Genomic DNA, 15,980 nt, shown 5'->3' with positions numbered 1-15,980 from the left:
TTTTAGTGCAGTTTGTAGCGATTGAGAAAACCCTCGCCGCCCAGCTGCCGCATCTGGCGCATAATCCACTGCTGACGCTGACGCGTGTAGCCAGAAGGCGCATCGGCACGGAAGCGAATCGGATTAGGTAGCACTGCCGCCAGCAGCGCCGCCTCTGACATTGTGAGGCGACTAGCGGGCTTATTAAAGTAGCGCTGCGACGCTTCCTCCACCCCGAATACCCCGTTACCAAATTCTGCAATATTCAGATATACCGTCAGGATGCGGCGCTTCGTCCACACGGTTTCAATTCCCACCGTCAACCCTGCTTCCAGCCCTTTGCGCATCCAACTCCGCCCATCCCATAAGAAGAGATTTTTTGCCGTTTGCTGGGATAAGGTTGAGGCACCGCGCATGCGCTCATTACCCTCGTTATCCAGTACTGATTGAATGGCATCCACATCAAAACCCCAATGCTCAGGAAATTTTTGATCTTCTGATGCGATCACCGCCAGGGCCATCCAGGGAGAAATCTCGTCCATGCTGACCCAGTCTGAGTGCGCCACATAATCAAAATGCCCGGTAAACCAGGCGCCGATTTGTCGCTCTACCATCACTGCAGAAAACGGCACAGGTAAGAACGCAAACAGCAGAATGCCCGCTAACCACATACCCAACCAGGCCAGCAGAACTTTAGCAATCAGTACCTTAATACGTTTTCCCAGCTTCCCTTTACTCTTGCTCATGCAATTTTCTCTTACCTGTTCCCTGTATTAATTAATCACTCAAGTCACGATATCAAACAGCAATGTCTCAACGCTAAATTTTAACCCTATACCCGTTGAGTAACGAGGTTAATTAACGTTCAGCATGCACAATGCTTCTGTATTAGAGCCAAATACATCAAGCACTTCCAGTAAAAAAGGAATCGGTTCCATAAACAGAAATCGATCCAATGCAGTCTCACTGGATACTTAACTGAATGTGATGTCGATCACGCAAAACCTTTCGTAATGCTTAACTATAACTTTTAGTAGTCTTCGAAGATGCTCATTGATATCCAAGACCATTCTTAAAATCATGGCGGAATTCGCCCTGTCATCCATCGATTAGCACGTGGAAGAGGTAAAGCGATTTACCGCACAAATGGTTTACATTGCACGCTAAACCTTAAACTGGAACTTTCAACAGAGGGTTTCCAAAACGTTTTGGATAACCTGACCGAAAAAAAGCTTTTTTTGATAATTTTCAGAGCGTTAACCTTACTCAACTGCAATTTATCGTCAGTTTGAGTTTTTCCATGCTCCTTACAGGGCTTTCTAACGAAACGCTGAAGCAAAACCAGGCAAAAAGCAGAACAATTGGTCAAAAAGAGTGCAATTTGGCAAAGAAATTAATTCCTTGCTTGACTGTGTCAGCAAATTAATGTTTTCTGTATTTAATCGCTGCTCAACATCACACAATTTAATGAATCTTATCGCAAGCGTTAGCGAATTTGTTAAGGTGATTTGGAAGCGTTAACCAATACCAAACTGTTGCTTTTTTATTCGATCTCTCATAATAGCAGCAGTACCCATTTCCCTGGTGTTGGCGCAGTATTCGCGCACCCCAGTTTCGACTGGGGTCATTTTTTTCTGACTTCCTGTAATTTCTCTCGCTCAGCAACCCATTCACGTAACACGTTCACGTCCTGCAACCATTCCTGTTTTAATTCGTCGATCCACTCCTGGACATTGTCCCACCACGCTGGCAATTCCGGCGATTGAATCTGCTTCGCCAGCTGTTGCAAGTGCAGTAAGCCAACCGAACCCGCCGCGCCTTTAATCTTGTGGCCTTCTTCGGCGATGCCCTTCTGATCGCGCGCCATCATGTTCGAATCCAGCACATCAAGGTATCCGGGCATCATCTGCTCAAACATCGTTAAGCTCTGCGTAATCAATCCTGGCCCCACCAATTCAATGTATTGTTCCAGCATTGGGACATCCAACAACATGCGTGATTGCTCGGCCGACGACTCGCTGACGATCTCTTCCTGCTCCGGCTGGTAATCCCAAAACTTTTTGATCATGGCGGTCAGCGCCGGTACGGCCAGCGGTTTGCTCAGCACATCATCCATGCCCGCATCGAGATACTCTTTTTTGTCCTTCAACACGTTTGCTGTCAGGGCCACCAGCGGCGGCAACGTTGTGCCAGCATGGCGCTGATGGATGGCGCGCGATACATCAAGGCCCGTCATATCGGGCAGCTGAATATCAAGCAGCACCAGATCGAACTCCTGCGGATCGAACATCGCCAGCGCGTCCGTGCCAGTCATGGCAACTTCCACGCTGCAGCCCAATTTCTCCAGCACTGAACGCGCGACAATCACGTTTAGCTCGATATCTTCCACCAGCAGGACGTGCAGCGCCGGTAACGGCATGCTGTCATCCAGATTGTCGTCCTCAACCTCTTCAGCAACACGTGGCGCGTTGATCTCAACGGTAAAGCAAGAACCCTGCCCCGCGACGCTGCTGACGCGGATATCGCCACCCATCGCTTGTGCCAGACGCCGTGATACTGCCAGGCCAATACCGGTGCCCGTTGCTGGCTTTCCGCCATGCTGATCTTTCACCTGATAATACATAGCGAAAATCTTGTCCTGCTCCTCCTGGGGAATGCCCATACCTGAATCCTGCACTTCAAAGCGCAGTGTTTCATCCTGAAGATAGGCAACGCGCACCACGATTTCGCCCTGCTGAGTAAATTTCACCGCGTTACCAATCAGGTTCCACAGAATCTGACGTAGACGTGTACCATCTGCTGAGATTTTATGCGGCAGCGGCAGCTCTGGCGCCATAACAAACTTCAGCCCTTTCGGCTGCGCCAACAGTCCAGAGAGGTTTTCCAGATCGGCGAGGAAGCCGGTGAAATCCAGCGGCTGATTATCCAGCTGCACTTTTCGGCGTTCGATTTTGTCCACTTCAATAACATCGTTAAAGATGTTGCCGAGCGTGATGGCGGAAACGTGGATAGTTTTAAGGTACTTCAGCTGTTCCTGATTCAGATCGGTATCAAGCAGAATGCGACTCAGCCCGACTATGCCGTTAAGCGGCGTACGCAGCTCGTGGCTGATAGTTGAGATAAAGGTCGTCTTCTCACGGCTGGCGTTCTCCAACGCGTCCTGGTAGCGCTTACGTTCGGTAATATCGCGGCCAAAGCCCATCAAACCACTGCGTTTCCCCACGCGGTCGTAATATGGCACTTTGCGGATCTCAAAGCAGGCTTTGCGGCCATCGGGATATTGCAGCCACTGCTCGTAAGTCAGCGATACATTATGACGGAACACCTTCTCATCGGTTTCAAGCACTTTAGTTGCCGCTTCATCATCATAAATATCGCGTGGCGTCATACCAATCAGCTGTTTTTCGCTCATGCCGGTCAACAGTTCCATGGCGCGATTGCAGCCGGAGAACTGCTTATCAATGTTGCGGTAGAACACCAGATCGGGCGACGCATCAAGGAAAGAGCGCAGGAAGGAGGATTGCTGTTCCAGCTCAATTTGCGCCTGCTCGCGCCGCGCCATCTCTTCGCGCAGCTTGTCCATCACCTGCTCACGCGCCTGTTCGGCTTTGATGCGGTCGTTAATTTCCTGATTCAGCTGCGTGATGGTTTCTTTCATCTGCTGGTTAAGCTCAAGGTCGCGTGTGCGCATCTCTTCCAGCTTATCCACTAGTTTCGTCAGGCGCTGGCGCGACTCTTCCAGTTGATCGACCACCACCGAGAGGAAATAAACCGCCCAGGGCGTAATTAACAGGCCGAAGAATATCGATCGCACTACGTCAATGCTCTCAACGTGGCCACGCAGCACCATAGTGACCGCCATCTGCACCACCATCGCCAGCACCACCAGCGCCGACGCTAATAGCAGTGAAAAGCGAACCAGCCCCAGTTTGACCATCAAATCAACGTAGTACTGCGCTAAAAGGCGAATCTGTTTCATTACAAGCTCCCTGAACGAAATCTGGCCCATGATAGCGTAAATATCGCTACGTCGCGCCGCTTCACCGCAGGAGTTTTGCTCTGTAATGGTGCACCACCGCAGGATTTCGCCGACGTTCCCGTCTATATGCGTAAAGCGCTTGACTAATTCTGCCAACTGAATAATCTGAAAGGCCGCACTTTTGTCGCGCTTTTCTCTACATCCTGTGCTAATCAGCACCCTGGCAGTCATGTCGTCTCATGGCTGCATGCCTTTATTGCATACCCATTCAACTTAAACGATTTTTTAATCACGTGTAGCGTGATTAATTTTACTAATGCCAGCGTGATTTTGATTCAAATATGACGCCATAAGAAAAACAGATACATGCTGTGCATCAGCCGCACCCAACAGAATTTAATGCTGCCATAAGCATCGATGCCAGCATTGTTTAGATATTAGAGGCACAGGTCACAGTGAGACGGCTCAAAGTTACTGGGGGAATGGGAAGGGGAAGATTGACATAAATTTACGAGTAAAAAACTTATAAATCATCACGTTAATCGTTAAAAAAGCAGATTACCCTCAACAAAGCTGGCTATTTGACCTGAGTTCGCTTTCCCGATAAGTTGGAATTCCACTGGGAGCTTTCCTGGTGGGGCTGTGTCTCGGCATATCTATGCAGCAAGAAGACTCCCTCTAGATGCAAGCTATCTCCCGAAAGAGACCGGATTAAAGAGCAGCTCATTAAGGACGTGACAACAGTGTCTTAAGAGCCTTTGCTCGGTGTTGCGACGCCCGCTCTTTACGGAGCGGCACAAGAATTGATACCGCAGCCTTTGCAGCTTCAGTCACGCTGCGGTACGCGAAAAAATGCAGGTAATGTCAAAAGAAGTTTAAGGAGACTCTCAATGTCCACGCAAAAACCGAATCCCTATGGTTTGTATGATCCATCAGCCGGAAGTGATAGCTGTGGTGTAGGTTTCATTACCCGTAAGGACGGCGAGCAGACCCATGAGATCCTGCAGATGGCCCATAGCGCGCTGTGCACGGTACCGCACCGTGGCGGCATGTCCGCCGAAGGCGTGGGCGATGGCGCTGGCGTTAACGTCGATCTCTCCCTGAACTTCTTCCGCAAGGTCACAGGTCTGGCGCTGGAAGCTGGCCGTTTTGGCGTGGGTAACTTCTTTGTGCCCAAAGACGCGGAACTGCGCGCTAACGCTGAACGTCTGGTAGAAGAAACGCTGGCGGCACACAACTTCCCGGTATTAGTGAAACGCGATATGCCGCTGGACGGCAGTGTGACGCGCCCGGCTGCCCTGCAATTCCAGCTGCCGATTGTACAATGGGTTTTTGCTGCGCCGCAGGAAGTGGCTGACCAACTGGAATTCGAGCGCCAGATTTATCGCGCGCTGCTGGATATCGAAGCGCGCGCCTTTACCGAAAGCGAATTCGGCGGCCTTTATCCGCTGTCGCTCTCCTCGCGCACTCAGGTATTTAAAGCCCGCCTGAACTCCAACGAAGTAATTCCTTACTTCAAAGATTTAACCGATGCCGACCACCAGGTGCGCGGGCTGTTCTTCCATACCCGCTTCTCCACCAACACCGATCCGCATACCACCATGGCGCAACCGTTCCGCTTGATGGCGCACAACGGCGAACTGAATACCGATCGCAAAAACCGTATTGCCGAAGCGGCACTGATGTTGGCGCGTGGAAAGAAAATTGTGCGCCCTAAAGGTCAGTCCGACAGCTCACGTCTGGACCAGAGCATTCACAGCCGTTTGATGGAAGATAATCTCGACCTGATCAACGCTGTTGTTTCCATGATGCCACCGGCCTGGGAGAACGATACGTCGCTCTCAAATGAAGTGCGCGCCATGCTTGAGTACTTCTCATTATATGAAGAGAAAAACGATGGCCCGGCCGCGCTGATCTTTGGTAATGGCGAAGTGATTGGTGCCCGTCTTGACCGTCTCGGTCTACGTCCGCTGCGTTCTGTTGAAACGGCGGAATATATCGGAGCCATGTCGGAAGCGGGCCAGATCGCCTTCCCTCCGGAAAGCGTGCTGCGTCGCGGCCGTATCGAAGCGGGCGGTATGCTCTATTACGATCACAAAGAGAAACGCTCTTACACCACCGTGGAAGCGCTGGAAAAACTGGCGGCGGAGAAGGATTACCTGTCGCTGCTGAGTAAAGCGCGTGTCGACCTCGCCGATCTGCCAGAAATTCAGGCTGAGCAGCTCGGCTCTCCGCTGCGTTATCGTGGTGACCTGCAAACCTATCAGCGTTTTGTGGCCTACTACTACAACCAGGAAAGCTTCAAATTCATGATGGACCCGATGCTGCAAACCGGCGCTGAGAAGATCTCAGCGATGGGTTACGGCAACGCCATCAACGGCCTGTCCGACCACGAAGGCGGCATGGCGCACTACTTCTCGCAACGCTTTGCCCAGGTCACTAACCCGCCGCTTGACTCCATCCGTGAAGCGGACGGCATGACGCTGCGCGTTGCGCTGGGTGCGAAACCGCACCTGGGTCGCAGCAAGGGCCAGCAAATCATCGTACCAACACCAATTTTGACGCACCTCGACATGCTGCGCCTGCGCGAACAAACCGTCGCGCCTTATGCGCGCTTCGAGATGCTGTACGAGCCAGTCGTCGGCAAAGATATCGTCAGCCGCGCAGCTAATGCCAACGCGTTGGAAAAAGCCATTGATGACTTAGCGCAGCAGGTTGTTGATTTCGCACGCCAGCAAGGTGGCATCGCGGTAATTACCGACCGCCACATCTCCTCAACCCACGCGGCGATCCCGATGCTGCTGATGGTATCGGCGATTAACCAACGTTTGGTGCAGGAAGGTCTGCGTCTGGATGTATCGCTGGTAGTAGAAAGCGGCCAGAGCATCTCTTCGCACCATATCGCGGCAACGCTGGGCTTCGGCGCTTCTGCCGTTTACCCACTCGGCGTGCAGATGCGTGCGGAAGAGAAATTCGGTGAAGGCGAAGAAGGTAACAAAGCCTTTAAACGCTATGCCAAAGCAGCAGAAAAAGCGTTAATGAAAACCATGGGCAAAGTGGGCCTGTGTACCGTTGAGAGCTACAGCTGCGGCGAGTTCTTCGAGCCTAACTTCCTGAATACCGACGATCCGGTATTGAAAAAGTATTTCCCGAATATCAAAACCCCAGTTGGCGGCGCCGGCTTCCCGGCTATCGCCCAAATGGCGGTCGACTGGCATCAAAGTGCGCTGAAAATTCAGGGCGAAGCGGAAGTCCCCTTGCTCGGCCTGTTCAAAGAGCGTGCTGAAGGTGCTGGCCATTCGTACGGCACCATTGCGGTACGTACCTTCATTGATATGACGGAGCAGCCGATTCGCTTTGCTAACAAAGAGCGCGAAGAGGACAACTTTATTCGCCTGATGACGCTGGCTAAACTGGATAATGCTTTCAATATCAAAGCGGAAGCCTTTAAAGACAGCAGCTTCGAGCGCATCCCGAATGATGTTATCGATAGCTTTGCCATCACGCCCGATTACCGTCAGTTCTCCAGCCTGATGCATGCCGAGCGTAAACGTCGTCCTGCGGCGCTGCGGGACATCCTCGCGCTGCCTTGCGATTTGACGCACGTGGATAGCGAAGCGGAATTCGGCCGCAAGCTGGGCCGCTACTCGCTGGTTAACAACGGCTTCGCGACGCGCGGCCTGAAGTGTGAAGCGGTAAATGGCAGCCTGAATCAGTTCGAGCTGCGCCTGATCGATGCGATTGCTGGCCTGAAGCCAGAGAATGAGCGCCTCGAAGCACTGTCGCGTGCGTTGAAAACGCGCTTCAGCGACGATATCGAAAGCAGCAATGTGGCGGATGGCGTTCTGCACATCACCGCTTACGGCAAAGCAGCGGATTATCTGTCGCTGATCTTCACTGCGCTGCCCTCGCTGCCGCTGGAAGAGATTCAACCGGCACACGAAATTACCCGTACCTTTGCTTCCGGTGCCATGAGCCACGGTGCGTTGGTAGCGCCTGCGCACGAAGCGGTGGCGCACGGTACCAACATGGTGGGCGGCATGAGCAACTGCGGCGAAGGTGGCGAACACTATTCACGCCACGGTACCATCCGCGCCTCACGCATTAAACAGCTGGCGTCTGGACGTTTCGGCGTGTGGGCAGCTTATCTGGCCGACCCAATGCTGGAAGAGCTGGAGATCAAAATCGGTCAGGGCGCGAAGCCAGGTGAAGGCGGCCAGCTGCCGGCACCGAAAGTGACCGTTGAGATCGCGGCAGCACGTGGCGGTACACCAGGCGTTGAGCTGGTTTCACCACCGCCGCACCATGATACTTACTCGATCGAGGATTTGGCTCAGCTGATCCACGACTGCAAAGCCGCACGCGTGCGCGTCATTGTGAAACTGGTGTCATCCGAAGGCATCGGCACCATCGCCGTGGGCGTGGCGAAAGCCGGCGCGGACGTGATTAACGTGGCGGGTAACACCGGCGGTACCGGTGCAGCATCGGTCACCAGCCTGAAATATACCGGTCGCGTAGCGGAAATCGGCATCGCTGAAGTACACCAGGCGCTGTGCGCCAATGGCCTGCGCGACAAAGTGCAGCTGCGCTGCTCCGGCGCACAGCAGACCGGCAGTGATGTGATCAAATCTGCCCTGCTCGGCGGCGACAGCTTCGAGTTCGGTACCACCGCGCTGATGATGCTGAAATGCGTGATGGCGAAAAACTGTAACGTTAAATGCCCGGCCGGTTTAACCACCAACGCCGAAGCTTTTGATGGCGATCCGCGTCAGCTGGCGCAGTACTTCATCAACGTGGCGCAGGAAGTGCGTGAGTTCCTTGCTCGCCTCGGTCTGCGTTCACTGCGCGAAGCACGTGGCCGTTCTGATCTGCTGCATTTGATGGATCACCCGCTTGAAGTCGGCAAACTGGATCTGCGCGCCATGTTAACCGTGGTGCCAGAGCAAAAAATTGCTAAGCCGGTCTATCTGGAAAAAGATTTTGAGCTGGATGATGGCTGGGTCAATGAGCTGAAAACCCAGCTGGTTGGCGAGGCAAGCCGTGAAATCGCGCTGGGCGCGGGCATCACGCTGAACAACCGTAACAAGAGCGTGGGTGGACAGCTGGCAATTGATATCGAGCGCATGCTGAACCACGAGCTCACTAAAGAGCAGCTGGCAGCGCTGCCTGCGGTGCTGAAAGATGACCGCGGTCGTCACTATCTGGCGCCAGCCACCGTGCTGATTAACACCAGTGGTTCTGCCGGCCAGTCGTTCGGCGCATTCTGCAACGACGGCATGCAGCTGAAACATTACGGCACCTGTAACGATGGCGTGGGCAAAGGTCAGTGTGGCGGCGAGCTGGTGGTGATGTCACCGGGCGGCGGCGCACAGGATAGCGATGGCAACGTCTTGATCGGTAACTTCGCCCTGTTTGGTGCCACCGGTGGTCGTCTGTTCGTACAGGGCCAGGCGGGTGACCGCTTCGCGGTGCGTAACTCTGGTGCCACCGCCGTGGTTGAAGGCGTCGGCGACTTCTGCTGTGAATACATGACCAACGGCGCCATCCTTAACCTTGGCACCTTCGGTAAAGGCTTTGGCAACGGCATGAGCGGCGGTTTCGCCTACCAGTACGATCCTTATGGATCGCTGGCGGCACATGCAGCCGGTGATTCAGTCCTGTTTGGCTCCATCGCCGATGAAGATGAAATGGCGCAGGTGCATAAGCAAGCGGTGCTAACCATGCTGAACTGGCATCTGGAAGCGACCCAGTCACCGCGCGCTGCCTGGCTGCTGGAGAACTGGGAAACCGAGTGCCACCACTTTGTTTACGTGATGCCACGTTCGCTGCTGCTGTATCAGGATGGCACCGAAATCCTGAAAGCAAAATCGCGTAAAGATCTGCTCGAAGAGCTGTCGACGTCGCTGGCTGCGCATCAGGTCGCTAAATTCAAATCGGCGTGGCGTGACGGTAAAACCATCGCCAACGGTGCCGTACCGGCCTACGGCGCGACCGATACGCTTGAGATGTTTGTGCTGCTGAATAACTACACCGTGCTGAGCCTCGCGCAGCAGCTGGCGTTGGGCAAACTGCCAAAAGGTACGGCGGTGGAAGATCCGGCCGTTGAGAAAGCCGTGCGTAATCTGCTGATGACCGAAGATTTCGCGCTGATAAGCAAGCTACAACGTCATGCGCGCTCTGCGATTGAAAGCTATAGCGATGACGAGCTGGCAAGCCTGATCGCCGCTAAACGTATGGCGGATTATAAAGCGGCATTGACGCAACGTAACATTCGCTCCATGGACAGCCTGGCGACGTATGGCTGGATCATTTATCAGGATGCCTGCAACCGTGAGGTTCTTGGCCATCTGCCTGATTTCGAAGAGCTGTTTGCACGTGCTGCACTGCCAGAAATCGCTGCTGCGGTCGGGAAACTTTCCTGATTATAGCTTTACGGAACATGTGTAATTTAGACTTTATATTTTGATTGAACAGGATTGAGCGCCTTACCGATGAAAATTCCTTACATTCCTGAAGATGCACCGTTTAACGGTGAGCAGAAATATTGGCTGGCGGGTTTTCTCGCCGGTCTCCACTCGCGCCTGCTGGTATTAGAAGACAAGCAGAGCGCACCGGCTGCCGGTGCCAACACGCAGCTGCATATCCTGTTCGGTTCACAAACCGGTAATGCCGAAGCGCTGTCGCAAACTGCCGCTAAAGCCGCGCGTGCCAAAGGTTTGGTGCCGGTGGTTCAGGCTCTGGGCGAAGTGGATCTGGATGTGTTCGCCACTATGCGTCACGTGCTGATCGTCACCTCGACTTATGGCGAAGGCGAAATGCCGGACAACGCCCAGCTGTTTTGGCAGGCGATTTCAGCCAGCACCGCACCGCGTCTGGAGCAGATGCACTTTGCAGTACTGGCGATTGGGGACACCGGCTACGACGGTTTCTGCCAGGCGGGTAAATTCATCGATATGCGTCTGGAACAGCTCGGTGCGAAACGCGTGGCCGATCGTATCGACTGCGATATTGATTTCGAAGAGCCGTCCAGCGAGTGGATTGGCACGGCAATGCCGCAGTTTGCCGCCAGCGCAGGCAGCAGCGGAACTGCACTTGAGAGCGCACCTGAAGCACCGGTCATTCCGGGCAGCAATAAGCAGAACCCTTATGCTGCCGCATTGGCGACCAATAAGCGCCTGTCGGCTGAGGAGTCGGCTAAAGATATTCGTCACTTTGAATTCGATCTCACCGACAGTGGTTTGAAATATGAAGCCGGCGATGCGCTGGGCGTGATCCCGGTGAACGACGCGGCGTTGGTTTCACTGCTGCTGGCCGAACTGAAAGCGGATTACGAAACGCCGGTGCCAGGCTTTGATCGCAACCTTGGCGATCTGCTGACGCACCAGTTCGAAATCTCTGAGCCATCACGCAAACTGATTGAGTGGGTTGGACAGCACACCACCAACCAGGAATTGCGTCACGTTTTGCAGCACGACGACAAAGATACTCTCGCCGTTTGGCTGTGGGGCAAAGATACGCTGGATCTGCTGCAGCTTGAGCTGACGCGCAGCCTCTCAGTGCCGGAATTCGTTGCCATGCTGCGCCCACTGCAGCACCGTGCGTACTCCATCTCGTCGAGCTCGAAAGCGCATCCAAATCAGGTGCATCTGACCATCGCTTCCGTGCGCTATCACAGCGGCGGCCGTGAGCGTAAAGGCGTGTGCTCAACCTACCTGGCTGAACGTGTTCGTCGTGGCGAAAAGCCGGCGATCTTCATTTCGCCCAACAAAGCGTTCCGCGTGCCGGCAAATGGCAATGCTCCGCTGATCATGGTGGGTCCAGGCACCGGCATCGCCCCGTTCCGCGCGTTCCTGCAGGAACGTCAGGCAACCGGCGCGCAAGGTAAAAACTGGTTGTTCTTCGGCGACCAGCATCAGGCACATGATTACATCTATGAAGAAGAGCTGAGTGCGTGGCAGGAGAATGGCCTGCTAACAAACCTCGATCTCGCCTTCTCACGCGATCAGGAAGAGAAGATTTACGTGCAGAATCGCATGCTGGAGAAAGGCGCGGAGCTATACGCCTGGCTGCAGGATGGCGCCTACTTCTACGTGTGTGGCGATGCCTCACGTATGGCGAAAGATGTGGATGCCGCGCTGTATGAAGTGGTTCGTCAGTTCGGCGGCTTGTCCAGCGAGCGTGCGGCAGCCTACATTGATCAGCTGAAGAAAGATAAACGCTACCTGCGTGACGTCTACTAAGACGCGCAGACATAAAAAAACGGGCCAATCATCGGCCCGTTTTTATTTCACACTCTCAGACGCTTTATTTCACTACGCGGAGTGAAGGTCGTCCGCCACGCGGCGGCGGCGGCTCATCATCTGGCGAGTGATCGTCGTCAGTCGCATCATCGGGACGATCGCCATCAATCACAGACATCATCGTCTCTTCCTGACCACTACCATCCTGATCTTCCGTCGCCAGCTCATAAGCCGGTTCCGGTTCGAACATGGTGCCAGCACCGTTTTCACGGGCGTAAATTGCCAGAACCGCAGCCATCGGCACAGAGACCTGACGCGGTACGCCACCAAAGCGCGCATTGAAACGCACTTCATCATTGGCGAGGTCAAGATTGCCTACCGCACGTGGCGCGATGTTCAGAACAATCTGCCCATCGCGCGCATATTCCAGCGGCACCTGCACACCAGGCAGATTAATGTCGACCACCAAATGCGGCGTCAGCTGGTTATCCAGCAACCAGTCATAGAATGCACGCAGCAGATAGGGACGACGCGCCGTTAGTTGCGACATTTCCATACTATTAGCCCCGAGCTTGCAGGCGCATTTCACGTTCTGCTTCTGTCAGTGACGCAAGGAAAGAGTCACGTTCAAATACGCGCGTCATGTAGCCTTTCAGCTCTTTAGAACCTGCGCCAGACAGATCCACACCCATTTGCGGCAGACGCCACAGCAGCGGCGCCAGATAGCAATCCACCAGGCTGAACTCTTCACTCATGAAGAAAGGCGTACGTGCAAACAGTGGCGCAATTGCCAGCAGCTCTTCACGCAGTTGCTTACGCGCTGCATCGGCTTCTGCACCATTGGCAGTTTCGATGGTGCGCATCAGGCTATACCAATCCTGCTCAATGCGGTGCATCATCAGACGACTTTCACCACGCGCAACCGGATAAACCGGCATCAGCGGTGGATGCGGGAAACGCTCATCGAGGTATTCCATGATGATGCGTGATTCGTACAGCGTTAGTTCACGGTCGACCAGCGTAGGTACTGTGCGATACGGGTTGAGGTCAATCAGATCCTGCGGCAGGTTATCCGTTTCAACCTGCTCGATCTCCACGCTGACGCCCTTCTCAGCCAGTACAATGCGTACTTGATGGCTGAAAATGTCAGTCGGACCAGAAAACAGCGTCATTACCGAACGTTTGTTGGCAGCGACAGCCATGAAAACCTCCAAGTTTGTTCACAAAAAGATACTGCGAATAGCCAACCACACGGCGACTCACCGGCTCATCAGATTCGCCTACCGTCAGCGTTAGAAGCATCGCCCAGCCTTCCCGACAGGAACGACAAGCACAACGCTGCTTCTCGCAGGCGCAAAGTGACAGTGAGTTTACCAGATTTTAAGCAGCTTGTGGGGCAGGCGTAATGATTTGCGGGCAAAATGCGGGTAAAGCTCGCGTTTTTGGTGGTAATAATTGGTAAAAAGGGCAATAAAAAACCCGCCGAAGCGGGTTTTTTGAGCCAATTGTCGCTGCCAAAGCAGCAAACAATTAACGCTTGGAGAACTGTGGACGACGACGTGCTTTACGCAGGCCGACTTTCTTACGTTCAACTTCACGTGCATCACGGGTAACGAAGCCCGCTTTACGCAGTTCAGAACGCAGAGACTCGTCGTACTCCATCAGAGCGCGTGTGATACCGTGACGGATCGCACCAGCCTGACCAGAAATACCACCACCTTTAACGGTGATGTACAGGTCAAATTTACCAACCATATCAACCAGTTCCAGCGGCTGACGCACGACCATGCGTGCAGTCTCGCGACCGAAATACTGCTCCAAAGAGCGCTGGTTAATTACGATGTTACCGCTACCCGGCTTGATGAAGACGCGAGCGGCAGAGCTTTTGCGGCGACCAGTGCCGTAGTTTTGAGTTTCAGCCATTGCCTATAATCCCGATTAAATGTCAAGAACTTGCGGTTGCTGCGCCGCGTGGTTGTGCTCGTTGCCTGCGTAAACTTTCAGTTTACGGTACATAGCACGACCCAGTGGGCCTTTCGGCAGCATGCCTTTAACCGCGATTTCAATCACACGCTCAGGACGGCGCTCGATCATCTCTGCAAAGGTCGCTTGCTTGATACCACCGATGTGGCCAGTGTGGTGATAGTAAATCTTGTCAGTACGCTTGTTGCCGGTTACAGCAACTTTTTCTGCGTTCAGAACGATGATGTAATCACCGGTATCAACGTGCGGAGTGTATTCCGCTTTGTGCTTACCACGCAGACGGCGCGCCAGTTCAGTCGCCAGGCGACCCAAGGTTTTGCCCGTTGCGTCAACAACATACCAGTCACGCTGTACGGTTTCTGGTTTAGCTGTAAAAGTTTTCATTGAAAAGCTTACCCAAATAAAAAGTTACACGTTGGTGAAATCCCAAACGCTAAGTAAACGATTGAGGCTCACACGACCATTTTGCCCAGCAAGCCACCCCTTCAAGTGAGTTACCGGATCACATCGAGTTCTTGGGAAAGAAAACCGATGCTGTAACGTGGGGTCGCAAGATTATAGAGAAGTCGAACTCAAAGATCGAACCTTTTTGCATCTAAATCCTGCGATTTCTGCCACGTCATCAGGGCAGATGCGGCAGACGCAAATACTCTTCGCTCTGCATCTCCTGCAAACGCGACAAGCAGCGTTGATACTCGAACTTCAAGCGTGTGCCCTGATAAATTTCAAACAGTGACGTTTCCGCCGCCACGACCAGTTTCACGTGGCGTTCATAGAATTCATCAACCAGCGCGAGGAAGCGACGCGCCTGATCTTCGGTCTTATAAATCATCACCGGCACATCATACAGCAAGACGCTGTGAAATCGGCGCGAGAGCTCAATATAGTCGTGCTGGCTGCGCCCTTCGCCGCAGAGAGTCAGGAAATTAATCGCCAGCACGCCGTCATGCACGCCGAGCGTTGGCATCTGACGATGATTAATCTCCAGCACCGGCGCATCCTCACGCGTTTTACCGGACAGCGCACGGAACATGCGCTCCATTTCAGCATGGGTGGCATCGCTCAGCGGGAAATTCCACAAGTGCGCTGAAGTCAGAGTACGCAAACGGTAATCGATACCGGCATCAACGTTCATCACTTCGCAATGACGCTTGATTTGTTCAATGGCGGGCAGGAAGCGCGCCCGCTGCAAGCCATTGCGATAGAGTTCATCCGGCGGAATATTTGAGGTTGCCACCAGCGAGATGCCGCGGGCAAACAGTGCCTCCATCAGCGTGCCGAGCAGCATGGCATCGGTGATATCAGAAACAAAAAACTCATCAAAACAGAGAATGTCGGTTTCAGCTTTAAAGCGGTCAGCGACAATCAGCAGCGGATCGCTGTGGCCCTGCAGCTGCGTCAGTTCCTGATGGACGCGCAGCATAAAGCGGTGAAAATGCAGACGCAGTTTGCGGTCGCCAGGAATTGACTGAAAAAACAGATCCATCACCCAGGTTTTACCGCGTCCTACACCACCCCACATATAGAGGCCGCGCACCGGAGCATCGCTCGCACTTTTCTCTTTATTCATCATCTTAGACAGACGTCCAAACAGGCCTTTTGCTGCCGGTTCAACATGTTGCTGGCGAGCAATCAATCCTTGCTGGATGGCATCTAAGCGGGTAATCGCTTCTCGTTGTACGTCATCCGGGCGAAACTCGCCCTGCGACAGCGCTTGCTCATAGCGTGCAAGCGGAGATGAGGTTTGCATGGTTCTCTCAGAATCCCTGAAAAAGTCCGATTCACGGGTCGGTTGACGA

Annotated in this window: 9 protein-coding genes; 2 read left to right on the top strand and 7 right to left on the bottom strand. The window is 53.6% G+C overall.

The window, feature by feature from the left end:
• Positions 1-2: 2 nt before the first annotated feature.
• Positions 3-725: a monofunctional biosynthetic peptidoglycan transglycosylase gene (gene mtgA, locus AC07WB_RS02250; protein ID WP_097095119.1), complete on the bottom strand. Its 723-nt coding sequence runs from the start codon at positions 723-725 to the stop codon at positions 3-5.
• Positions 726-1,603: 878 nt separating this feature from the next.
• Positions 1,604-3,958: an aerobic respiration two-component sensor histidine kinase ArcB gene (gene arcB, locus AC07WB_RS02245; RefSeq protein WP_494939969.1), complete on the bottom strand. Its 2,355-nt coding sequence runs from the start codon at positions 3,956-3,958 to the stop codon at positions 1,604-1,606.
• 890 nt (positions 3,959-4,848) lie between these two features.
• On the opposite strand from arcB, the gene AC07WB_RS02240 reads away from it, so the two are divergent.
• Both AC07WB_RS02240 and AC07WB_RS02235 read left to right on the top strand, forming a co-directional pair.
• On the top strand, positions 4,849-10,380 hold the full coding sequence (locus tag AC07WB_RS02240; protein WP_345827376.1) for a glutamate synthase-related protein: 5,532 nt from the start codon (positions 4,849-4,851) through the stop codon (positions 10,378-10,380).
• A gap of 69 nt (positions 10,381-10,449) precedes the next feature.
• Positions 10,450-12,198, top strand: coding sequence for a sulfite reductase subunit alpha (locus AC07WB_RS02235; protein WP_400458118.1), 1,749 nt, complete (start codon positions 10,450-10,452; stop codon positions 12,196-12,198).
• A 64-nt stretch (positions 12,199-12,262) separates the two neighbouring features.
• On the opposite strand, the gene sspB is transcribed toward AC07WB_RS02235, so the two are convergent.
• The 5 genes from sspB to zapE form a co-directional block, all read right to left on the bottom strand.
• Complete coding sequence (sspB, locus tag AC07WB_RS02230) at positions 12,263-12,754, bottom strand: ClpXP protease specificity-enhancing factor (protein WP_345827378.1); 492 nt, start codon at positions 12,752-12,754, stop codon at positions 12,263-12,265.
• A 4-nt stretch (positions 12,755-12,758) separates the two neighbouring features.
• Positions 12,759-13,400 (bottom strand): stringent starvation protein SspA, encoded by a 642-nt coding sequence (sspA, locus tag AC07WB_RS02225; protein WP_008104394.1) that lies wholly within the window; start codon positions 13,398-13,400, stop codon positions 12,759-12,761.
• A gap of 328 nt (positions 13,401-13,728) precedes the next feature.
• On the bottom strand, positions 13,729-14,121 hold the full coding sequence (gene rpsI, locus AC07WB_RS02220; RefSeq protein ID WP_007886600.1) for a 30S ribosomal protein S9: 393 nt from the start codon (positions 14,119-14,121) through the stop codon (positions 13,729-13,731).
• Positions 14,122-14,136: 15 nt separating this feature from the next.
• Positions 14,137-14,565 carry a 50S ribosomal protein L13 gene (gene rplM / locus AC07WB_RS02215; protein WP_007886599.1) on the bottom strand — a complete coding sequence of 143 codons (429 nt, stop codon included), beginning with the start codon at positions 14,563-14,565 and terminating at the stop codon, positions 14,137-14,139.
• Positions 14,566-14,803: 238 nt separating this feature from the next.
• Entirely contained in the window at positions 14,804-15,931 is a 1,128-nt protein-coding gene (gene zapE / locus AC07WB_RS02210) for a cell division protein ZapE (RefSeq protein ID WP_494939968.1), read from the bottom strand.
• Between the last annotated feature and the right edge of the window lie 49 nt (positions 15,932-15,980).

It is taken from the genome of Pantoea sp. GW821-FHT03E06 (genome assembly GCF_059420725.1).
This window is presented reverse-complemented; position numbering and strand designations above follow the sequence as displayed.